We start from the raw sequence: 19,724 nt of genomic DNA, 5'->3' as shown, positions 1-19,724 counted from the left end.
GTCAGCGCACTTTCATCCAAACAACCCCGCAGCAATATTGATTGAAAACCCGAGAATTGCCGTATTGAACAGAAAACCGATCAACGACTGCGCCAGCACGATCTTGCGCAAATCGCGGGTCGCCACGCCGACGTCAGAGGTCTGCACCGCCGCGCTGATGGTGAACGAGAAATACAGGAAGTCCCAGTAGTTGGGGGTGGTCAGGCCTTCGGCGAAGCGCAGTGCCGGGGCTTTGCCTTCCCAGGTGTAGAACAGGCGTGCGTAGTGCACGCTGAAAATCACGCCGATCAACAACCATGAGCCGATCACGGTCAACGCGGTGAAGCCGTAGTGCAGCAGCTTGGGCGTGGTTTCCAGGGCCTTGCTGCCGGCCAGTTCGAAGGTGATGGTCGCCAGGCTGGCAATCGCGGCGATGCATACCACCAGCAGCACCAGCCCGGCATTCTCGTCTTCGACTTCGGCAATGCGTTTCACATCCGGCGCTTTGGCGCGCGCGGCGAGCCAAAGCATCAGCACCAGATATGACCAGACCCCGGCGTTCCAGCCGAACAGGATTTTACTGATGATTGAATCGGCCGGAGCCAGAATGCCCACCGCCACGCCAAGAGTGGCGGCGGCGGACAGGCGAGGGTGGGTGCGGGCGAGGAAGGGCATGGAGGCTCGATGCATCAAGACGTTGCAAACACCTTAGCCCAGCGCGCTGCGTTGTGACCAATCCTGAAACCAACGAAGAGCTTTGTGGGGAGCGAGCAGGCTCGCTCCCACAGGGGATGGGTGGTGTGGGCTAGAGATGCCGTTTGCGGACGAGCTTCATCACCACCACAAAAAACACCGGCACAAACACCACCGCCAGTGTCGCGGTGATCATTCCGCCAATCACGCCGGTGCCAATGGCTTGCTGGCTCGCGGAGCTGGCGCCCGTGGCGATTGCCAGGGGCACGACGCCGAGGATGAACGCCAGGGACGTCATGACGATCGGCCGCAAGCGCAGGCGTGCGGCTTGCAGCGTGGCGTCAATCAGGTCGTGGCCTTCGTCGTACAGGCTCTTGGCGAACTCGATGATCAGGATCGCGTTCTTCGCCGACAGGCCGATGATGGTGATCAGCCCGACCTTGAAGAACACGTCGTTGGGCATCCCGCGCAAGGTCACGGCCAATACCGCACCGAGCACGCCCAGCGGCACCACCAGCAGCACCGAGGTCGGAATCGACCAGCTCTCATACAACGCCGCCAGGCACAGGAACACGATCAACAGCGACAACCCGAGCAGGATCGGTGCCTGACTGCCGGACAGTCGTTCCTGCAAAGACAGGCCGGTCCATTCCTGGCCCAGGCCTGCCGACCCTTGCGCGACCAACCGTTCGATTTCCGCCATGGCTTCACCGGTGCTGTGACCCGGCGTCGGCTCACCGGAGATACTGATCGCCGGATAGCCGTTGTAACGGGTCAATTGCGCCGGGCCCTGGGTCCATTTTGCCTGGACGAAGGCGGACAACGGCACCATTTTCCCGTTGCTGTTGCGCACGTGGATCTTCAGCAGATCGGCGACCTGACTGCGTTGATCGCCTTCGGCCTGAACCACCACCCGCTGCATCCGCCCCTGATTGGGGAAGTCGTTGATGTACGCCGAACCGACCGCGGTAGACAGCACGCTGCCAATGTCAGCAAAGGAAACCCCCAGCGCATTTGCCTGTTTACGGTCGACGATCAGTTGCACCTGCGGCGCTTCGGCCAAGGCACTTTCGCGCACGTTCATCAGGATCGGACTTTTCTCGGCGGCCGCCAGCAACGCGGTGCGCGCCTGCATCAGCGTGGCATGCCCGAGGCCGCCACGGTCCTGCAAGCGGAACTCGAAACCGCTGGAGGTGCCGAGGCCGTCCACCGGCGGCGGCAGGACCGCGAACGCCACGGCATCCTTGATCTGGCTCAGTGCGATGTTGGCGCGGTCGGCAATCGAACTGGCCGAATCGTCGCTGCCGCGATCCGACCAGTCTTTCAACGTGGTAAACGCCAGCGCCGCGTTTTGCCCGCTGCCGGAGAAGCTGAAGCCGAGAATCACCGTGCTGTCACCGACGCCCGGTTCGCTGGCGTTGTGCGCTTCGATCTGCTCGACCACCTGCACCGTGCGATTCTTGCTCGCGCCGGGCGGCAGCTGAATGTCGGTGATGGTGTAACCCTGATCCTCCACCGGTAGGAACGAAGAGGGCAGACGACTGAAGCTCAGCCCCAGAGCGACCAGCAGCACGCCGTAGATCAGCAGGTAGCGGCCGCTGCGTTTCAGCGCATAGGCGACCCAGCCCTGATAGCGCTCGGTCAGTTGCTCGAAGCGCCGGTTGAACCAGCCGAAGAAACCGCCCTTGGCGTGATGCTCGCCCTTGGCAATCGGTTTGAGCAGCGTGGCGCAAAGCGCCGGGGTCAAGGTCAGCGCGAGGAAGGCCGAAAACAGAATCGAGGTGGCCATCGACAGCGAGAATTGCCGGTAAATCACCCCGACCGAGCCCTGCATGAACGCCATCGGAATGAACACCGCCACCAGCACCAGCGTGATGCCGATGATCGCACCGGTGATCTGCTTCATCGCCTTGCGGGTCGCCTCTTTGGGCGACAGGCCTTCGGTGACCATGATCCGCTCGACGTTCTCCACCACGACGATGGCGTCGTCCACCAGAATGCCGATGGCCAGCACCATGCCGAACATGGTCAGCACGTTGATCGAGAACCCCAGCGCGAGCATGGTCGCAAAAGTGCCCATCAATGCCACCGGCACAACGAGGGTCGGAATCAGCGTGTAGCGGATGTTTTGCAGGAACAGGAACATCACCGCGAACACCAGCACCATCGCCTCGACCAGGGTGTAAACCACTTTGGTAATCGACACTTTGACGAAGGGCGAGGTGTCGTACGGAATCTTGTATTCCACATTGGCCGGGAAGTAGCGCGCCAGTTCATCCATCTTCGCCCGCACCAGCGTCGCGGTGCTCAGGGCGTTGGCGCCGGGCGACAACTGCACGCCGACGGCGGTGGACGGCTTGCCGTTCAGGCGCGTGCCGAACTGATATTCCTGGCTGCCGATCTCGACCCGCGCCACATCACCGATGCGCACCGTGGAGCCGTCGGCATTGGCCTTGAGCACGATGTCGGCGAACTCTTCCGGGGTCGACAGCTGGCCTTTGACCAGAATGGTCGCGGTGATTTCCTGGGTGGTGCGGGTCGGCAGATCACCGATGCTGCCGGCCGAGACTTGGGCGTTCTGCGCAACGATGGCGGCGTTGACGTCTGCCGGTGTCAGGTTGAAACCGATCAGTTTCTGCGGGTCGATCCAGATCCGCATCGCCCGTTCGGCGCCATACAACTGGGCCTTGCCGACGCCGTCCAGGCGCTTGATCTCGTTCATCACGTTACGCGCCAGATAATCGCTGAGCGCCACGTCGTCGAGCTTGCCGTCAGTGGAAGTCAAGGTGATCAGCAGGAGGAAACCGGCGGAGACTTTCTCCACCTGCAAACCTTGCTGATTGACCGCTTGCGGCAGGCGCGACTCGACGACTTTCAGGCGATTCTGCACATCCACCTGGGCCATTTCCGGGTTGGTGCCCGGCTGGAAAGTCGCCTTGATCGTGGCGCTGCCGAGGCTGCTTTGCGACTCGAAATACAACAGATGATCGGCGCCGTTGAGCTCTTCCTCGATCAGGCTGACCACGCTTTCGTCCACGGTTTGCGCCGAGGCGCCCGGGTACACGGCATAAATTTCGATCTGCGGCGGCGCGACATCGGGGTACTGCGCCACCGGCAACTGCGGAATGGCCAGGGCGCCGGCCAGCAGAATGAACAGGGCAACCACCCAGGCGAACACCGGGCGATCAATAAAGAACTGCGGCATAGAAAAGCGTCCTGCTTACTGACCAGAAGCCTGGGCAAGTGGAAGAGGGGAGTCGTCGATCTGCACTTTCTCGCCGGGCTTGGCGTGTTGCAGGCCTTCAATGACGATGCGGTCGCCAGACTTGAGGCCTGCGGTGACGATCCAGCGATCGTTTTGCACGACGCCCAGTTCGACCGGTTGCTGGCCGACCCGTTGATCCGCGTCGAGCATCAGCACCTGCGCAACGCCCGCGCTGTCACGCTGGATGGCGCGTTGCGGCACGCTGATGCCTTGCTGATTCACGGCTTGTTCCAGGCGCACCCGCACGAAGCTGCCGGGCAGCAAATCGAGGTCCGGGTTGGGAAACTCGCTGCGCAGGATGATCTGGCCGGTGCCCGGGTCGACGGTGATGTCGGTGAACAGCAGCTTGCCCGGCAGCGGATAGAGGCTGCCGTCGTCCTGAATCAGCGTGGCTTTGGCCTGCCCCTGACCAACCTCCTTCAACTGACCGGAACGGAAGGCGCGGCGCAGGTCGTTGAGTTCGCGGGTCGATTGGGTGAGGTCGGCATGAATCGGATTCAACTGCTGGATCAGGGCCAGCGGTGTGCTTTCGTTCTGCCCGACCAACGCGCCTTCGGTGACCAGTGCACGGCCGATGCGTCCGGAAATGGGCGCGGTGACGGTGGCGTAACCGAGATTCAATTTCGCTCGATCCACGGCGGCCTTGTTGGCCGCGACGTCAGCGGCGGTTTGCCGCACGGCGGCCCGGGCGTTGTCGTAGTCCTGGCCGCTGATGGCGTTGCCTTCTATCAACTGGGCGTAGCGCTGCTCTTGCAGTCGGGCCTGGAAGGCGTTGGCTTCGGCCTTGCGCAGCGAAGCTTCGGCGCTGTCCAGGTCAGCCTTGAACGGTGCCGGATCGATGCGAAACAGCACGTCGCCTTTTTTCACGTCGCTGCCTTCGTGAAAAACACGCTGCAATACCACTCCGGCGACACGGGCGCGCACTTCGGCAATGCGTGGCGCGGCAATCCGCCCGCTCAACTCGCTGGTGATCGACAGGGGGCGGGCTGTGAGGGTCTCGATGCGTACGGTGGCCAACGGCGCCTGTTCTTCAGCGTTCGAGGACTTGTCACACGCGCTCAGCGTCAACGCCAGGGCAAGCAGGCTGAGCTTGGCAAGCAGGTTCTTTGACATGTAAATCCCCCAATAATGAACTCCCGCATCCTACGGGGAGCCGACGAGGGTAGCGGTGAAGCTTTGTTGGTGCTGTGTGAAATTGTGTAAGGGTTTTACTCAGGCATGGGTGAGGGCGTATATCCTTCACGGCTTGATTCCTTCAGCGCCTGTCATGCCGCCATCGCCAGCAGGCTGGCTCCCACAGTTGATAGGGGATGTTCACAAAATCTGTGCTCACATCAAACCCCTGCGGGAGCTAGCCTGCTGGCGATGGCGGCACAACAGGCGCCACTGCACTTTCTGGAAACACCCATGCCCAACATCCTCCTGGTCGAAGACGACACCGCGCTCTCCGAACTGATTGCCAGCTACCTGGAACGTAACGGCTATTGCGTCAGCGTGATCAGCCGCGGCGACCACGTGCGCGAGCGCGCGCGGGTCAATCCCCCCGACCTGGTGATCCTCGACCTGATGCTGCCGGGGCTCGACGGCCTGCAGGTCTGCCGCTTGCTGCGGGCGGATTCGGCGACGCTGCCGATCCTGATGCTCACCGCCCGCGACGACAGCCACGACCAGGTACTGGGCCTGGAAATGGGCGCCGACGACTACGTGACCAAACCCTGCGAACCGCGTGTATTGCTGGCCCGCGTGCGCACACTATTGCGCCGCAGCAGCCTCAGCGAACCGCAGACCGCCAACGACCGCATTCTCATGGGAAACCTGTGCATCGACCTGTCCGAGCGCACCGTGACCTGGCGCGAGCAACTGGTCGAGCTGTCTAGCGGTGAATACAACCTGCTGGTGGTGCTGGCCCGGCATGCCGGCGAAGTGCTGAGCCGCGACCAGATCCTGCAACGCCTGCGCGGCATCGAATTCAACGGCACCGACCGCTCGGTTGACGTGGCGATTTCCAAGTTGCGACGCAAATTCGATGACCACGCCGGCGAGGCGCGCAAGATCAAGACCGTGTGGGGCAAGGGTTACCTGTTCAGCCGTTCCGAGTGGGAATGCTGAAGCGATGTTCAGGATCCTCTTTCGCCTGTACCTGGTGACGATCATCTCGTACAGCGCCGCGATCTATCTGGTGCCGGACGTCGTGATCAAGGTCTTCCAGGAGCGCTTTGTCACCTACAACCTCGATTACTCGCGCGGCTTGCAGTCGCTGATCGTCAAGCAGTTTCACGCCGTGCCCGAAGCGCAGTGGCCGGCCTTGGCTGCCGAGTTGGACAAGGCATTCAATCCGCTGCACATCGTCCTGAGCCGCAATGACGATGACGGTTTGACCCTGGCGGAACAGAAGCGTCTCCAGCGTGGCGAGAACGTCGTGCGCATCGGCGATTGGGGCTGGCGCACGCTGGCGGTGGCGCCGCTGAACGCGCAAGTTGTCGTGCAAATGGTCGTGCCGCCGGACCCGCTGGACGTCAATTTGCTGTACTGGAGCATCAACGTGCTGATCGGCGCGACCCTGCTCGCGTGCCTGTTGCTGTGGCTGCGCCCGCACTGGCGCGACCTGGAGCGGCTCAAAGGCACGGCTGAGCGCTTCGGCAAAGGTCATTTGAGCGAGCGCACCCGGATCCCCGGCCACTCCAACATCGGTAGCCTGGCCAACGTGTTCGACACCATGGCTGGCGACATCGAAAAACTGCTCAACCAGCAGCGGGATTTGCTTAACGCCGTTTCCCACGAACTGCGCACACCGCTGACCCGACTGGATTTCGGCCTGGCCCTCGCGCTGTCCGATGATTTGCCTGCCTCCAGTCGGGAGCGGTTGCAAGGGCTGGTTGCACACATTCGTGAACTCGATGAGCTGGTGCTGGAGCTGCTGTCTTACAGCCGCCTGCAAAACCCGGCGAAAGTGCCGGAACAGGTCGAGGTGGCGCTGGATGAATTCATCGACAGCATTTTGGGCAGTGTCGACGAGGAGCTGGAAAACCCGGACATCGTCATCGACGTGCTGCTCCACGGCCAGCTCGAACGCTTCACGCTAGACCCACGCCTGGCTGCCCGCGCGATTCAGAACCTGCTGCGCAACGCAATGCGCTATTGCGAGAAGCGCATTCAGATCGGGGTGCAGGTCTGTGCGAAGGGCTGTGAAATCTGGGTCGATGACGATGGCATCGGCATTCCCGATGACGAGCGCGAGCGGATTTTCGAACCGTTCTATCGATTGGATCGCAGTCGGGATCGGGCGACGGGCGGGTTTGGTCTGGGGCTGGCGATCAGTCGTCGGGCGCTGGAGGCGCAGGGCGGAACGTTGACGGTCGAGGCCTCGCCGCTGGGCGGGGCCCGGTTTCGGTTGTGGTTGCCGTCGCTGGTTTGAACACGTCCCGCTGACCTTGCGGTGATTTCATCGCGACCGGGTGCGAATAGAATTGCCGACTGGTGCCAAATCCGATGCGCCGCTGGGTCTGGTGGTCGGCGTACCATTTGGCCCTTCAAATACAGGACTACCGTTGGGTCGTTCGCCAAGGCGGTGTTGGGGCAGATTCGGATCTCGTGCTTCGGTTCGAAACGCAGGTGGGCGCTGGCTGAATCTGTTAAGGCCACGGTCGACCGGGGCAGGCGGGTTATAGGCGGGGGGCGAGCTCGGATTGCCTTGAGGAAGACTGTTCATTTGGATTGTGATTGAGGTGTTACCCCTCGGCTGGACGCTTCCACTCATCTGCGGTTGGCGGGCTTTTCTTAAGGGCGCTAACTTACTGCCAAGAGCAATGCCGCCTGCCAGCCCTGAAATCCCCGAAAGTATCAACCCCAGCGTCTCATCCTCTACATATAGTGATCCAGCAAAAGTACCCACTGCAACAACGGCGGAAACGTTGAAAATGCTGAAAACATTCGACAAGATAGATAATTTTCCGTTCGGATCACTCCGATTAACCGGATCCCCCCCGCAATACGCATAGGCATTCTTCCCACCGTCGCTGAACGGACTCAAGCTGTCCGGACTGTTGAACCGCATCAATACCGGGTTGAACTGCCGATAACCATTACCCAAATGATAATGCCCGGTCAGCGGATCAGGCCGTTCGCCATTGAACGCGAGCAGGCTGAGCAAGCCGTTTTCCGGAGGGCGGAGGGCGGTGGCCGTAGGGTGTGAGGGCGAGAGGGTGAGGCTCAGCAGCGTCGAGTGCGTTTATCACGGAACGTTGTTTGTCGGTCGCCAGAAGGGTGGTGTCGATCTTGCCGTTCTGGCGCAGTTGTTGCGCCAATAGCTGGTCGTCGTGCTGGAAGATGCTGCGGTGAACCGCGCCTTGAATTTCGTTAGCCAGGCGCGTTTTGCAGTAAAAACGCTGGAGCCTGCCTGTTGCGGACGGGGCGCAATCAACCTGACGGTCCAGCGGATCATAACCATAGCGACACAGCACGGTACTACTCGAGGAAAGTGGCATCGAAGCAGCTCCATGCACAATTGGACAACTGGGGCCTTAGTGTCGGACATCCGTCAATCGTTGACCACTATCAGAACTGCTAGGGCTTTTACTGACAAAAGGCCCCGTTTTGTCGCAGTCATGGGCTGAAACTGTAAAACCTGACAGTAGTCATCCTCGCCACTTAAGCGTTTCATTGTCTCTTCGCAGTCCGACTTCGGCGGCAGGGCAGGAGGGCCGGCATGGGTGATCAAATAACCAAAAGAAACGGTGAGGGCACGATCAACGCGATCAGGACAGTCTGGGTTGATACAACGTCGACGAAGTTCGCCATGGTCACCCCTGATGATGGTTTTCGTTCCAGGCTGGCAATCCGCGTAGGGCCCAATACCACGGCGGGTGGCGATGACTATATTCTCGTCGGTGACAAAGTGAAATACACCGTGCTGATGGGACCGGCAGGAGAATGTGCAGGCGCTAAGGACCTGGTGAAATTCACAGCAGGCGCCTCGGTCAATTGATGAATTCTGATGTAGCAGCTGCCGAGCCTGCAAGGCTGCGTTCGGCTGCGCAGCAGTCGTAAATTCAGGCAGCGGAATTTATCAGGCCGACCGCAGAGGCACGCTCCGCAGCTGCTACGGATCTACGCGTTGATTCGACTCCGTAGCAGCTTGGCCATGTCCTCCAACTCCGCCGCCGGGTTATGCCCGATCAGCATCCATGCATGTTCCATGTCTGCCCAATAGACGATGTTCATTCCATGCCGGCGTTCCCGGGCGAAATCCCGGCTGCCGCTGTTGGAGTGGGTGACGCACAGCGCCATCGGGCCGTGGACCGGGTCCAGATAGGTGATCTGGGCGATGGCCACGCCATCGTATTCGAGGATCTGCGCACGCTTGAACTCGGGGCGCGGCAAGGTCAGTTGCGCGGGCATGAGGTTCAGGCCCAGGCGCGTATCGATGGTCCGCAGTTGCATGCGTTGGGCGGCTTCGTCTCTGGGCAAATGTTCCAGGGTTTGCGGCACGTAGAGGGACATATAGTCGGCGACTAATCCGCGCCAATTGTTTTCCTCCCGACTCGATTGCCAGCCGAGGAATAACCGGTCCGCCAGCACGCCGCTGACCACCAGGCTGGCGGCCGCCGCGAGGAACCAGCGCCGGTTCATCCCAGGGCGTTCAGGCGAGGGCAAGGTGTCGAGCATGGATTGCAAGCGATCCACCGGAGCTTGCCGAGTCAATTCCTCGAAGGCCACGTTGAACGGCAGGCTGCTGCGAGCCAGCCATTGCAGGCGCAGGTTGAGCATCGAATCCTGGGCAATGGCCGCGTCGATGCGGGCGCGTTGTTCGGTGTCGAGCTGGTCGTCGAGGTAGGCGACCAACTGCTCATCCGAAGGTATCGCGTGATCGTTCATCGACGTTCTCCAGTGTTAGGGTTCGGCACGGCCTGCAACGGCGGATACTCGGCCAGTTTCCCCCGGGCGGCGGCGAGGCGGCTCATGACCGTGCCGATGGGCACCTGCAGGACCTCGGCGACTTCGCGGTAGGACAAGCCCTCGACGTAGGCCAGAAACACGGTTTCGCGCTGGGCCTCGGGCAACGCATCGACGCGCCGGATCACCTGCGCCGCGAGGACGTGGGTCTGCGCCGCGTATTCACCGTCAAACGACAAGGCATGGTCGGCATCCACAAGCCCCTGACCCTGACGCACCCGTCGCGAGCGCACTTCGTTGAGCCAGATCGAATGCAGAATGCTCAACAGCCAGTGGTCCATGCGGCTGCCGGGGACAAATTGCCCGGCACGTTCCAGCGCCCGGACGCAGGTGGCTTGCACCAGGTCTTCGGCGACATGCCGCTGCCGGGACAGCAGCAGGCCGTAGCGCCATAAACGCGCCAGGTGCTGGCCCAGCTCTGCCCGTATTGCCTGATCGCTGGCGATGGCGACCTCCGTCCCGTCAGGTTTTCGATGAATCGTGAATGGCTTCGGCCAAGTCCTGGTATTCCTCGCAGGTGCTGCCACAGATCGATTTTATCTGTTGCAACTGCTCTTGGGCGAGGTCCAGTCGACCCTTGACCACATAAGCCTCCCCGAGGTACTCGCGAACTTGCGCGTATTGCGGATCGAGCTTCACCGATTGCAGGTAATAACCAATGCCTTCGTCGGTGCGCCCCAGTTTGCGCGTGGCGTATCCGCGATAGTTGAGCGCCTTGGCGGTGTTGGGCTGTTTCAGGGTGTCGAGCAGTGCCAGGGCTTCTTCGTAGCGACCGTCTTTGGCCAGCCGATAGGCGTAATCAGTGCGGTCGGCATCGGGCACCAGGCTGCTGGTCTGCCTCACGCACTTTTGCGACCTGGTGTCGAAAACCTGGCCTTTTGGACAATTGGGTTTGGCCGGCGCGTCATCCTCACCATTGGCTAATGCGAGGGAAGCGGACAACGCAAAGGCAAGCAGTAGCTGGACGGTAAAAACAGCAAGACGGGTATTCATGGATGATCTCCACAGGTTTATTCGTTTCAGTTCAACCACGCCACGGCCGGAATCACGATGGCCAACGCCATTTGTTCGGCCCGGCGAAACAGGAAACCCGATACGATCAGGCTCAACAACAAGGCATGCAACGTGAACACCGCAGGGTGAACAATTATTCATTTCTTTCTGCCGAAACCGGCGTGAGTTGGGTGCCGAAACAGGATGCGATCGTCACTGCGCTGGAGGGAGACATCCCGCGTTTCTACAATGGAGCCGGGCGCCGGGCGTTTTCGCATGCGGCATTCGGACCGTTGCAAGAGCAGCAATTCAACCATGGACACACGGGCTCGCCGGAATTGCCGCCGAGCCCGAATTGCGGGGCAAAGCCGTGGTTACGGTGCCTTGCGACGGCGGCGTTTGTGGCGGTGAACGTCAGTTAGATCGGTGGTGCGGCTATCGCTAGCAGGCTAGCTCCCACAGTGGATCTCCAGTGTTCACGAAATCCCTGTGGGAGCTAGCCTGCTAGCGATGAACGATGACGCGATATCAGCTTAGAAGGCGAATCGGCGTTCCAGCAGACCAGGCCTGAATGTCCTCGATCATCTGCGAAAAGAACTGATGGTAATTCTGCTGGCTGACGTACCCGACATGCGGCGTTGCCAGCACATTCGCCAGCGTCCTGAACGGGTGATGAGCCGGTAAGGGTTCTTGCTCGAACACATCCAGCGCCGCACCGGCCAGGCGCTGTTTCTGCAGTGCCTTGATCAGCGCCGCCTCATCGACAATCGGGCCGCGAGCCGTGTTGACCAGCAGTGCGGTGGGTTTCATCCAGTCCAGTGCCTGCGCGTCGACCAATCCGCGGCTGCGGTCGCTGAGCACCAGATGCACCGACAACACGTCGGCCTGTTCGAACAGTTCCTGCTTGCTGACGTAGGTTACGCCCACTTCGGCGGCGCGTTCGGCCGTGAGGTTTTCGCTCCAGGCGATCACCCGCATGCCAAACACCTGGCCGAACTGGGCGACTCGCTGGCCGATGCTGCCCAAACCGAGAATCGCCAGGGTCTTGCCGTGCAGGTCTCCACCCAACCCCTGTTGCCAATGCCCTGCGCGCAGGGCGTTGGCTTCCGCGACCAGATTGCGGGTGGCGGCCATGATCAGCGCCCAGGTCAGTTCCGGCGCGGCGTGTTTGTAACTGTCGCTGCCGCTGACCTGAATGCCGAGCGCGGCAGCGGCTTTCAGGTCGAGGGCGGCGTTGCGCATGCCACCGGTGACCAGCAGCTTGAGTGCCGGTAGCCGACGCAGCAGGTCCTCATCGAACCGGGTGCGCTCACGCATCACGCAAATCACTTCAAACCCGGCCAGCCGAGTTGCCAGCGTTGCGTTATCGGCCGGGTAGTCATGGATGAAACTCACCTGCCCGATGGCCTCCAGCACCGACCAGTCCACCACCTGCCGCGCCACATCCTGCCAGTCATCGAGTACCGCAATCTGCACAGCCATCCGCCTTACCTCATCAATGAACGGGGTTGGTGTTGTTCAGCCAGGCGAGCAGGGCCTGGTGGAATTTTGCCGGTTCTTCCATTTGTGGCGCGTGGCCCATGCCGGGGAATTCGACCAGCGTCGAGTGAGGAATCAATTTCGCCACCTGTTTGCCGAGTACGTCGTAGTGCCCGATTTTCGCTTTGACCTCGGGCGAGGCGATGTCCTTGTTGATGGCCGTGGAGTCGGAAGTGCCGATCAGCAGCAGCGTCGGCACCTTCAGGTCCTTGAACTCGTAGTACACCGGTTGGGTGAAGATCATGTCGTAGATCAGCGCCGAGTTCCACGCCACCTGGCTCTTGCCCGGGCCTTTGGCCATGCCCGAGTACATGTCTACCCAACGGTCGAATTCGGGTTTCCAGCGGCCGTCGTAATAGGTGCTGCGCTGATAGTCGTGAATGCCTTGTGCCGTCACCTTGAGCTCACGCTCGTACCATTGATCAACCGTGCGATACGGTACGCCGAGGGCTTTCCAGTCTTCAAGGCCGATGGGGTTGACCAGTGCCAGTTGCTCGACCTGCTCGGGATACTGCAGCGCATAGCGGGTAGCGAGCATGCCGCCCGTGGAATGCCCGAGCAGGCTGGCTTTCTGGATACCGAGGGCCTTGAGCAGTTGTTGGGTGTTGGCCGCGAGTTGCTGGAAGCTGTACTGATAATGGTCCGGTTTGCTGGAGGTGCAGAACCCGATCTGGTCCGGCGCGATGACCCGGTAACCGGCGTCGCTCAAGGCCTTGATCGAAGCATCCCAGGTTGCGCCGCAGAAATTCTTGCCGTGCATCAGCACGATGCTGCGCCCGTTGGCCTTGCCGTGGGCCGCGACGTCCATGTAGCCCATTTGCAGGGACTTGCCCTGGGACTCGAAAGCGAAATGCTTGACCGTATAGGGGTACTCGAAGCCTTGCAGTTCAGGGCCATACGCCGGACCTTCGGCAGCGATCGCCGGCAGTGCGGCGGTCAGCAGCAGACAGGGTAGCCAGCGGGAGCGTGCGAGGGACATGGGTAGACTCCAGAGGAAATCGGCGATGCTGGATCGGCATGATTAGGGCGACATTAAACACAGGCAATCGCGGCGGGTGATGGTTCAACCGATCCAGCCCAACGTCGCCACGGCCAGTACGCCGTAACGGGCGCCTTTGGCGAGCGTCACGATCAGCAGGAAGCGCCCCAGCGGTTCGCGCATGACGCCGGCCACCAGGGTCAGCGGATCGCCGATGACGGGCACCCAACTCAACAACAGTGACCAATGACCGTAGCGCTGATAGTGGATGCGGGCCTTGTCCAGATGACGTGGGTTGACCGGAAACCAGCGCCGGTCGCGGAACCGCTCGATACCGCGTCCCAGCCACCAGTTCAGCAGCGAGCCGAGCACATTGCCCAGCGTCGCAACGGCCAGCAGCGACCAGAGCCCATACTGCTCGCTGAGCAACAGCCCCACCAGCACCGCTTCGGACTGCAACGGCAGCAGGGTCGCCGCACCGAATGCAGCGAAAAACAGCGCGATGTACGCAGCAGACATCAATGGGCGGCGGGGTAGTCCGCCACCACCACGTCAGCGCCGTCCCTTTTCAGGCCGATCACCTGATAAGCGTCGCTCATGCCGTCCATTTCCATGCCGGGCGAACCCATTGGCATGCCGGGCGCGGCCACACCCAGCAGGTCGTCACGCTTGCTCAAGGCCAGCACCTGATCGGCCGGGACATGACCTTCGACGAATTTGCCATTGATCAAACCGGTGTGGCAGGACGCCAGACGTGGCGGCACGCCGTGCTGTTGCTTGAATTCGCTCATGTTGGCTTCGACGTGATCCTCGACCTTGAAGCCATTGGCCTCCAGGTGGCTGATCCATTTTTTGCAGCAACCGCAGTTGGCGTCGCGGTGGACTTCGATGGGGATGAGGTCGGCAGCCTGGGCCAGGGAAGAAATGAACAGGGCGCTCAGGGCGACCAGACGCAGGTGGGTTCTCATGGAGGGGTCTCGACTCGGATGGCGGTCAAAAAAAGGCATTTTGACTAGTTTAGCCGGCAACGAGGCAAGAGATTGTTTCGAAGTGATACGGGATTAAGGACAGCACCTGTGGGAGCGGGCTTGCCCGCGATGAGGTCAGCGTAGCCAACAATGATATCGACTGTTACACCGTCATCGCGGGCAAGCCCGCTCCCACAGGTTCTACATGAGCAGCGAGATTATCGGACTTTGAAACGCCCCATAATCGCGCTGACGCGTGAATTGGCTTCCAGCAACTGCCGCGTATTGAGCTCACTGGCCTGACCGCTTTTCACCAGTTCATCCACCATGTGGCGGATCTGCACCATGCTGCGGTTGATCTCTTCAGTCACCGCACTTTGCTGTTCGGCGGCGGTGGCGATCTGGGTGCTGAGGCTGTTGATGTGGCTGACGGAGCCGGCCATTTCGTCCAGTCCGGTATTGACCCGCGCGGTGGCGTCGGCTGCTGACTGGCAGCTGGCCTGGGTGTTTTCCATGGCGCTGACCGATGAACTGACGCCTTGGGTCAGGCGCGTGAGCATCTCGTTGATTTCCGAGGTGCTGGCCTGGGTGCGAGCGGCGAGGGCGCGGACTTCGTCGGCCACCACCGCAAAACCGCGACCTTGCTCACCGGCACGTGCCGCTTCAATCGCCGCGTTAAGGGCCAGCAGGTTGGTTTGCCCGGCGATGGCGCCGATTACCCCGAGGATTTCAGTGATGCGCTGGGCGTCCTGTTGCATGCTTTCGACTTTATGGGTGGCGCTGGCCACTTCGTCGATCAACGCAATCACACTGCTGGACGCTTCACCCACCACGACCCGCGAACGGTCGGCATTTTCGTTGGCGCGTTGAGTGAAAGCGGCGGTTTCGGCCGCGTTCTGCGCCACGCTTTCGGCGGTCGAACTCATTTCGGTAATGGCGGTGACGGTCTGATCGGTTTCCGAGGCGTGGCGCACCAGAATCTGGCTGGTGTGGGCGGAGGTGCGTTGCAGGTTATCCAGGCTGGACGCCATGGCGCCCGTGGCCTGGGTGACTTCGCCGATCATGTTTTGCAGGTAAGCGATGAAGGCGTTGACCGAGTGGCCGATGGCGCCCAGTTCGTCTTCGGCGCGAATGGTGATGCGTTTGGTCAGGTCGGCGTCACCGGCGGACAATGCATCGATATTGGCCTTCAGGGCTTTCATGCGCTGGATCAGTTGGCGGATCGCATAGATTTGCAACAGCACCAACAGGATCACCATCGGGATTTGCAGCAGGCTCAGCGTGCTGAGCACGTCGTCACGCTGCGCGGTGATCAACTGGGTCGGCAGGGCGGTGGCGAGAAACCACGGCGTGCCTTCGATGGGGCGCATGAAGAAGGTGCTGGCTTCGCCGTTGTTGTCGAACTCGACACGCTGCGCCTGATCACGCTTTTGCAAGCCGGCCTTCACTTGGCTGGCGAAGGGTGAGTTGCCAGCCAGTTCGCTGATGTTCTTCAGCACGATCGGCCCGCTGATGCGCGAGCTGTTGCTGATGATCTTGCCGTCGGCCTCGACGATCAGCATTTCGGCGCCGAGGTCTTTTTCCTTGCGCGCCACCAGGTCGTTGAAGAAGCCCAGGGTTACGTCGATGGTGGAGACGCCGTACGCCGCGCCGTTTTTCTGGATGGCCATGGCGCAGTTGGTGCGCGGTTCGGCGCTGGCGTCATCTTTATAGGCTGCGGCCCAGGCGCATTGCCCGCGTGGGGTTTGCATGCCGCCCTTGTACCAGGTCTGGTCGTAATAGTTGGGCGCCGCGTCGCTATTCCAGAAGGTGTTGACCGTCAGTTTGCCCGAGGCATCGCGATGCCAGAAGGTGCTGAACTTGTTGCGCCCGGCTTCACGCTGGCCGGGCAGGGGCCAGATACCGCCGCCGAAGACTTTCAGTTCGCCGTACTGATCGACCAGGCCTGGCAGGACCGTGTCGATGGCGGCGCTGTCGAGCAGGGGGATGGTTTGCGTGATGCTGCGTTGTTGCGCCTGAACCTTGTTCAGTTCGCCCTGGATTTGCTCGGCGACTTCGGCGATGCGATTGAGCGCGACTTGTTCTTCGGTATGGCGCAGTTTTGGCGCGACCAGTTGACTGATGCCAACCACGGTGAGAATGAACAGCAGCAGAATGAACAGGACCAGAAACAGCGTGTAGCGAGCCTGAATAGTGCGGAATGCGGGCATGGAGCCGGGTCCTTTTTAGCAGCGATCTTATTGTGGGTATCGGTATGAAATTCGGCGCTTCAAAGGGGCTATCGGCTGGCTGGGGACGAGCTTTAGGTACGTTCGTGCAAGAACGGCGGGAGGTGACGGACGGCTCGATTGCGCTGGCCCGTTCAGGCATTTGAACGGGCCAGACGCTGGTTAACGGTCGAGCAACTCCAGGACTTCTTCCGGGTAGCGCAAGCCGACAGGGGCATTCGCCGGGAAGATCGCTTCCAGCGCGTGCAACGCTTCGCGGCCAAGTTTTACCTCCAGCGCTGCCACGTTTTCTTCCAGGTATTTACGCTGTTTGGTCCCGGGGATCGGGATCACGTAATCACCCTGGGCCAGCACCCATGCCAGCGCGAGTTGACCCGCCGTCACGCCTTTTTCTGCCGCCAGGTCCTGTACTTGCTGCACCAGCAACAGATTTTTCGCGAAGTTGTCACCCTGAAAACGCGGGCTGAACCGACGGTAGTCGTCTGCCGCAAAATCGTCCGGGCTTTTCAGTGCACCGGTCAGAAAACCCCGGCCCAGCGGGCTGTAAGGGACAAAGGCAATGCCCAGCCGCTGGCACGCGGCCAGGCAGCCATTGTCTTCCTGATCCCGGCTCCACAAGGAGTATTCGCTTTGTAGCGCGCTGATCGGATGAACCTGGTGCGCCCGCTCCAGCGTTGCCGCCGAGGCTTCGCTCAAGCCCAGGTATCGCACTTTGCCGGCCTTGACCAGTTCGGCCATGGCGCCGACGGTTTCCTCGATGGCCACTTGCGGGTCGACGCGGTGCTGGTAGTACAAGTCGAGGGTTTCGACACCGAGCCGTTTGAGGGTGCCGTCGATGGAGGTACGGATATATTCCGGACGTCCGTCGACCCCGCGTGCGGTCGGGTTCGAAGGATCGCGAACAATGCCGAACTTGCTCGCCAGAAACACTTGATCGCGCTTGCCGGCGATGGCTTTGCCGATCAGTTCTTCATTGGTGTGCGGGCCGTACATGTCGGCGGTGTCGAGCAGGTTAATGCCCAATTCGAGCGCGCGATGCAGGGTGGCTGTGGCTTCGCGGGTGTCGGTGCCTGTGGTGTAGAAATCGGACATGCCCATGCAGCCCAGACCGATCGCGCTGACTTGCGGACCGTTCTTACCCAATTGACGTGTTTGCATGAAATCAGCTCCCTGTGAATGTGAATCCCATTGTTAACCTCGACAGAATCCAGATAAACCGGCTAAAACTGCTATCACTATTAGTAATTTCTAAATAATCAGTCAGCCCGAGAGCACAATGGATCGATTCAACGCCATGCGCGTATTCACACGGATCGTCGAGCTGGGGGGCTTTGCCAAAGCGGCAGACAGCCTGCAATTGCCCCGCGCCTCCGTGACTATTCTGATCAAACAGCTGGAGGCGCATCTGGGCGTGCAGTTGCTGCAACGCACCACCCGGCAAATCAGCCTGACGCTCGACGGCGCGGCCTACTACCCGCGTTGCGTGCGTTTGCTGGCGGATCTTGAGGAAACTGAAGCGGTGTTTTCTGCCGCACGCCACAACCCCAAGGGTTTGCTGCGCGTGGAAATGCCGGCGGGGGTGGGGCGCCTGATCGTGATCCCTGCTTTACCGCAGTTCACGGCGCGCTATCCGCTGATCGAGCTGGAAATCGGTTTGAATGACCGGCCGGTGGACCTGATTCGCGAGGGGGTCGATTGCGTACTGCGCGGCGGTTTGGCACTGGACGATTCTCTGGTAGCGCGGCCACTGCTCATGCTCGATCAGATCACCTGCGCCAGCGCGGGTTATCTGCAACACCACGGGACGCCGCAGTGCCTGGCCGATCTGGAGGGGCATGAAATGGTGGAGTACGTTTCCAGTCACAGCGGCAAACGTTTCGGACTGGAGTTTGTAGTCGATGGCCAGATACAGCCGATCAATCTGCCCAAACATGTGGCGGTCAACAGCGCCGATGGATATCTGGCGGCGTGTGAGGCAGGGTACGGATTGGTCCAGGCCCCGTACTATCACGTGGCCAGGCAGTTGAAGGATGGCCGTTTGATCGAGGTGCTGAGGGAGGTGCCGCCACCGGGGATGCCGTTGACGGCGCTCTATCCTCCTCACCGTCAACTATCGCGGCGGGTGCGGGTGTTTGTCGACTGGATGGTTGAGCTGTGTGCGCAGCCGGGAAATGACTTTCGCAGAGAGCATTCAGGTCACTGAAAAAGACCTAGCGATGTGGGTAGTATCCCGGCCCGCCTCGGTCATAGTGGTGGCCGCCGTGCCATCCGCCGTGGGGGAAAATAATGCAGCCGCTCAGGGAAAGGATGGCCAGCAGGGGAATCAGCAGTGTGATTCGACGGAACATTTCAAAATCCTCATGGTTATCGCCGCTATGAAGCCAAAAGGCTTCATCGGCTGTAACATGAGACCCCGTTTGCAGCGCCCCATTCCCGGAAAACGGTAGTGGCTTGGCATGCATTCGGATACAAACCGGATACATCTTTAAGGTTCGCGTTCGCTTACGTTTAAGCTTTTTGTTTAAGGAAAAGGGCCATGACCCAGTCGCAACGTTTGAAATACTCGATTCTGATTTCCCTGGTGGTGCTGGGAATCATGTTTGGCCTTTCGTATTTGCAGAATACCGGCGTCATCAGCGAAAAACTGTTCCAGTACATCGCCATTGGCGTGGCGGTGATCGTGGTGGTGGTCAATGGCGTGATGCGTCGCAAGGTCAAGCCCTGAACGACGCGCCGGGGTCAGGTTATTCGCCGTGCAATGCGGCGAATGCCTGCGGGTGCAAGCGGTAGCTTTTGTCCGGGTTCAGGGTGATCACGCCTTCGCTGCACAAACGTTTCAACACTTCGCGCACACTGAGAAAGGACAGCGGAATATCCAGGTCCAGCAGGTGGCTGTGGACGCCGCGCACACCGAGGCTGCGATCGCTTTCGGCGGCGGTCAGCAAGGCGTCGATGACTTTCAGGCGGATCAGGCTGGTGCGCAGGCCGAAGCTCTTGAGCAGAACCCGAATCCGTTCGTTGCCGTGACGTTCGGTTCGCTGATTGAACAGGCCCGAGCCCATGGAGGAGCCCATTGGCGCAGGGCTACCGTCCGTTGGCAGTTGCGAGTTGTACATGCAAAATCTCCT

Annotated in this window: 18 protein-coding genes and 2 pseudogenes; 6 read left to right on the top strand and 14 right to left on the bottom strand. The window is 60.7% G+C overall.

Annotated features, from left to right (window positions below; all coding sequences use genetic code 11):
- Positions 1–12 precede the first annotated feature (12 nt).
- The 3 genes from F8N43_RS06980 to F8N43_RS06970 form a co-directional block, all read right to left on the bottom strand.
- Positions 13–654: a DUF1345 domain-containing protein gene (locus F8N43_RS06980; protein WP_150629800.1), complete on the bottom strand. Its 642-nt coding sequence runs from the start codon at positions 652–654 to the stop codon at positions 13–15.
- Between the two features lie 130 nt (positions 655–784).
- Positions 785–3,877 (bottom strand): efflux RND transporter permease subunit, encoded by a 3,093-nt coding sequence (locus F8N43_RS06975; protein WP_150653462.1) that lies wholly within the window; start codon positions 3,875–3,877, stop codon positions 785–787.
- 15 nt (positions 3,878–3,892) lie between these two features.
- Positions 3,893–5,050 carry an efflux RND transporter periplasmic adaptor subunit gene (locus tag F8N43_RS06970; protein WP_150653461.1) on the bottom strand — a complete coding sequence of 386 codons (1,158 nt, stop codon included), beginning with the start codon at positions 5,048–5,050 and terminating at the stop codon, positions 3,893–3,895.
- 294 nt (positions 5,051–5,344) lie between these two features.
- Between F8N43_RS06970 and F8N43_RS06965 the strand changes: the two genes are divergently transcribed.
- Together F8N43_RS06965 and F8N43_RS06960 are read left to right on the top strand one after the other, a co-directional pair.
- Positions 5,345–6,046 carry a response regulator transcription factor gene (locus tag F8N43_RS06965; protein WP_109631796.1) on the top strand — a complete coding sequence of 234 codons (702 nt, stop codon included), beginning with the start codon at positions 5,345–5,347 and terminating at the stop codon, positions 6,044–6,046.
- Positions 6,047–6,050: 4 nt separating this feature from the next.
- Positions 6,051–7,352 (top strand): ATP-binding protein, encoded by a 1,302-nt coding sequence (locus F8N43_RS06960; protein ID WP_150629794.1) that lies wholly within the window; start codon positions 6,051–6,053, stop codon positions 7,350–7,352.
- Between the two features lie 528 nt (positions 7,353–7,880).
- Here F8N43_RS06960 and F8N43_RS29480 read toward each other — a convergent pair.
- Positions 7,881–8,421: pseudogene (locus F8N43_RS29480) on the bottom strand (RHS repeat-associated core domain-containing protein); the annotation flags it as partial.
- 221 nt (positions 8,422–8,642) lie between these two features.
- Between F8N43_RS29480 and F8N43_RS06950 the strand changes: the two are divergent.
- Complete coding sequence (locus F8N43_RS06950; RefSeq protein ID WP_150653460.1) at positions 8,643–8,921, top strand: hypothetical protein; 279 nt, start codon at positions 8,643–8,645, stop codon at positions 8,919–8,921.
- A 122-nt stretch (positions 8,922–9,043) separates the two neighbouring features.
- Here the strand turns inward: F8N43_RS06950 and F8N43_RS06945 are convergent, their stop codons facing one another.
- Genes F8N43_RS06945 through F8N43_RS06935 form a run of 3 tightly spaced genes read right to left on the bottom strand, consistent with a single transcriptional unit; the run spans position 9,044 to position 10,882 of the window.
- Positions 9,044–9,811, bottom strand: a complete 768-nt coding sequence (locus F8N43_RS06945; RefSeq protein ID WP_150629790.1) for an anti-sigma factor family protein — start codon at positions 9,809–9,811, stop codon at positions 9,044–9,046.
- Positions 9,808–10,305, bottom strand: a complete 498-nt coding sequence (locus tag F8N43_RS06940) for an RNA polymerase sigma factor (protein ID WP_191630117.1) — start codon at positions 10,303–10,305, stop codon at positions 9,808–9,810. The genes F8N43_RS06945 and F8N43_RS06940 overlap by 4 nt, the downstream gene beginning before the upstream one ends.
- A gap of 46 nt (positions 10,306–10,351) precedes the next feature.
- Positions 10,352–10,882, bottom strand: coding sequence for a tetratricopeptide repeat protein (locus F8N43_RS06935; protein WP_150629788.1), 531 nt, complete (start codon positions 10,880–10,882; stop codon positions 10,352–10,354).
- 173 nt (positions 10,883–11,055) lie between these two features.
- Here F8N43_RS06935 and F8N43_RS06930 point away from each other — a divergent pair.
- Positions 11,056–11,304 (top strand): annotated as a pseudogene (locus F8N43_RS06930) (SAM-dependent methyltransferase); the annotation flags it as partial.
- A gap of 106 nt (positions 11,305–11,410) precedes the next feature.
- Here F8N43_RS06930 and F8N43_RS06925 read toward each other — a convergent pair.
- The 6 genes from F8N43_RS06925 to F8N43_RS06900 all read right to left on the bottom strand — a co-directional run bounded on the left by F8N43_RS06925 (position 11,411) and on the right by F8N43_RS06900 (position 17,754).
- A complete protein-coding gene (locus F8N43_RS06925; protein WP_150629786.1) occupies positions 11,411–12,364 on the bottom strand; it encodes a D-2-hydroxyacid dehydrogenase family protein in 954 nt (317 codons plus the stop codon).
- 13 nt (positions 12,365–12,377) lie between these two features.
- Positions 12,378–13,400, bottom strand: a complete 1,023-nt coding sequence (locus F8N43_RS06920; protein ID WP_150639017.1) for an alpha/beta fold hydrolase — start codon at positions 13,398–13,400, stop codon at positions 12,378–12,380.
- A gap of 84 nt (positions 13,401–13,484) precedes the next feature.
- Positions 13,485–13,919 (bottom strand): YqaA family protein, encoded by a 435-nt coding sequence (locus F8N43_RS06915; protein ID WP_150629782.1) that lies wholly within the window; start codon positions 13,917–13,919, stop codon positions 13,485–13,487.
- Positions 13,919–14,368, bottom strand: coding sequence for a DUF411 domain-containing protein (locus tag F8N43_RS06910; RefSeq protein ID WP_150629780.1), 450 nt, complete (start codon positions 14,366–14,368; stop codon positions 13,919–13,921). The genes F8N43_RS06915 and F8N43_RS06910 overlap by 1 nt, the downstream gene beginning before the upstream one ends.
- Before the next feature lie 218 nt (positions 14,369–14,586).
- Positions 14,587–16,578: a methyl-accepting chemotaxis protein gene (locus F8N43_RS06905; RefSeq protein ID WP_150629778.1), complete on the bottom strand. Its 1,992-nt coding sequence runs from the start codon at positions 16,576–16,578 to the stop codon at positions 14,587–14,589.
- A 180-nt stretch (positions 16,579–16,758) separates the two neighbouring features.
- Positions 16,759–17,754: an aldo/keto reductase gene (locus tag F8N43_RS06900; RefSeq protein ID WP_150629776.1), complete on the bottom strand. Its 996-nt coding sequence runs from the start codon at positions 17,752–17,754 to the stop codon at positions 16,759–16,761.
- A gap of 118 nt (positions 17,755–17,872) precedes the next feature.
- Between F8N43_RS06900 and F8N43_RS06895 the strand changes: the two genes are divergently transcribed.
- Positions 17,873–18,799, top strand: a complete 927-nt coding sequence (locus F8N43_RS06895) for a LysR family transcriptional regulator (RefSeq protein ID WP_150639015.1) — start codon at positions 17,873–17,875, stop codon at positions 18,797–18,799.
- 333 nt (positions 18,800–19,132) lie between these two features.
- Positions 19,133–19,321 (top strand): hypothetical protein, encoded by a 189-nt coding sequence (locus tag F8N43_RS06885; protein ID WP_059405111.1) that lies wholly within the window; start codon positions 19,133–19,135, stop codon positions 19,319–19,321.
- 19 nt (positions 19,322–19,340) lie between these two features.
- Here the strand turns inward: F8N43_RS06885 and F8N43_RS06880 are convergent, their stop codons facing one another.
- Positions 19,341–19,712 (bottom strand): fe2+ zn2+ uptake regulation protein, encoded by a 372-nt coding sequence (locus tag F8N43_RS06880; protein ID WP_150653458.1) that lies wholly within the window; start codon positions 19,710–19,712, stop codon positions 19,341–19,343.
- Positions 19,713–19,724 lie beyond the last annotated feature (12 nt).

It is taken from the genome of Pseudomonas fluorescens (assembly GCF_902498065.1).
GTDB lineage: Bacteria > Pseudomonadota > Gammaproteobacteria > Pseudomonadales > Pseudomonadaceae > Aquipseudomonas > Aquipseudomonas fluorescens_BJ.
This window is presented reverse-complemented; position numbering and strand designations above follow the sequence as displayed.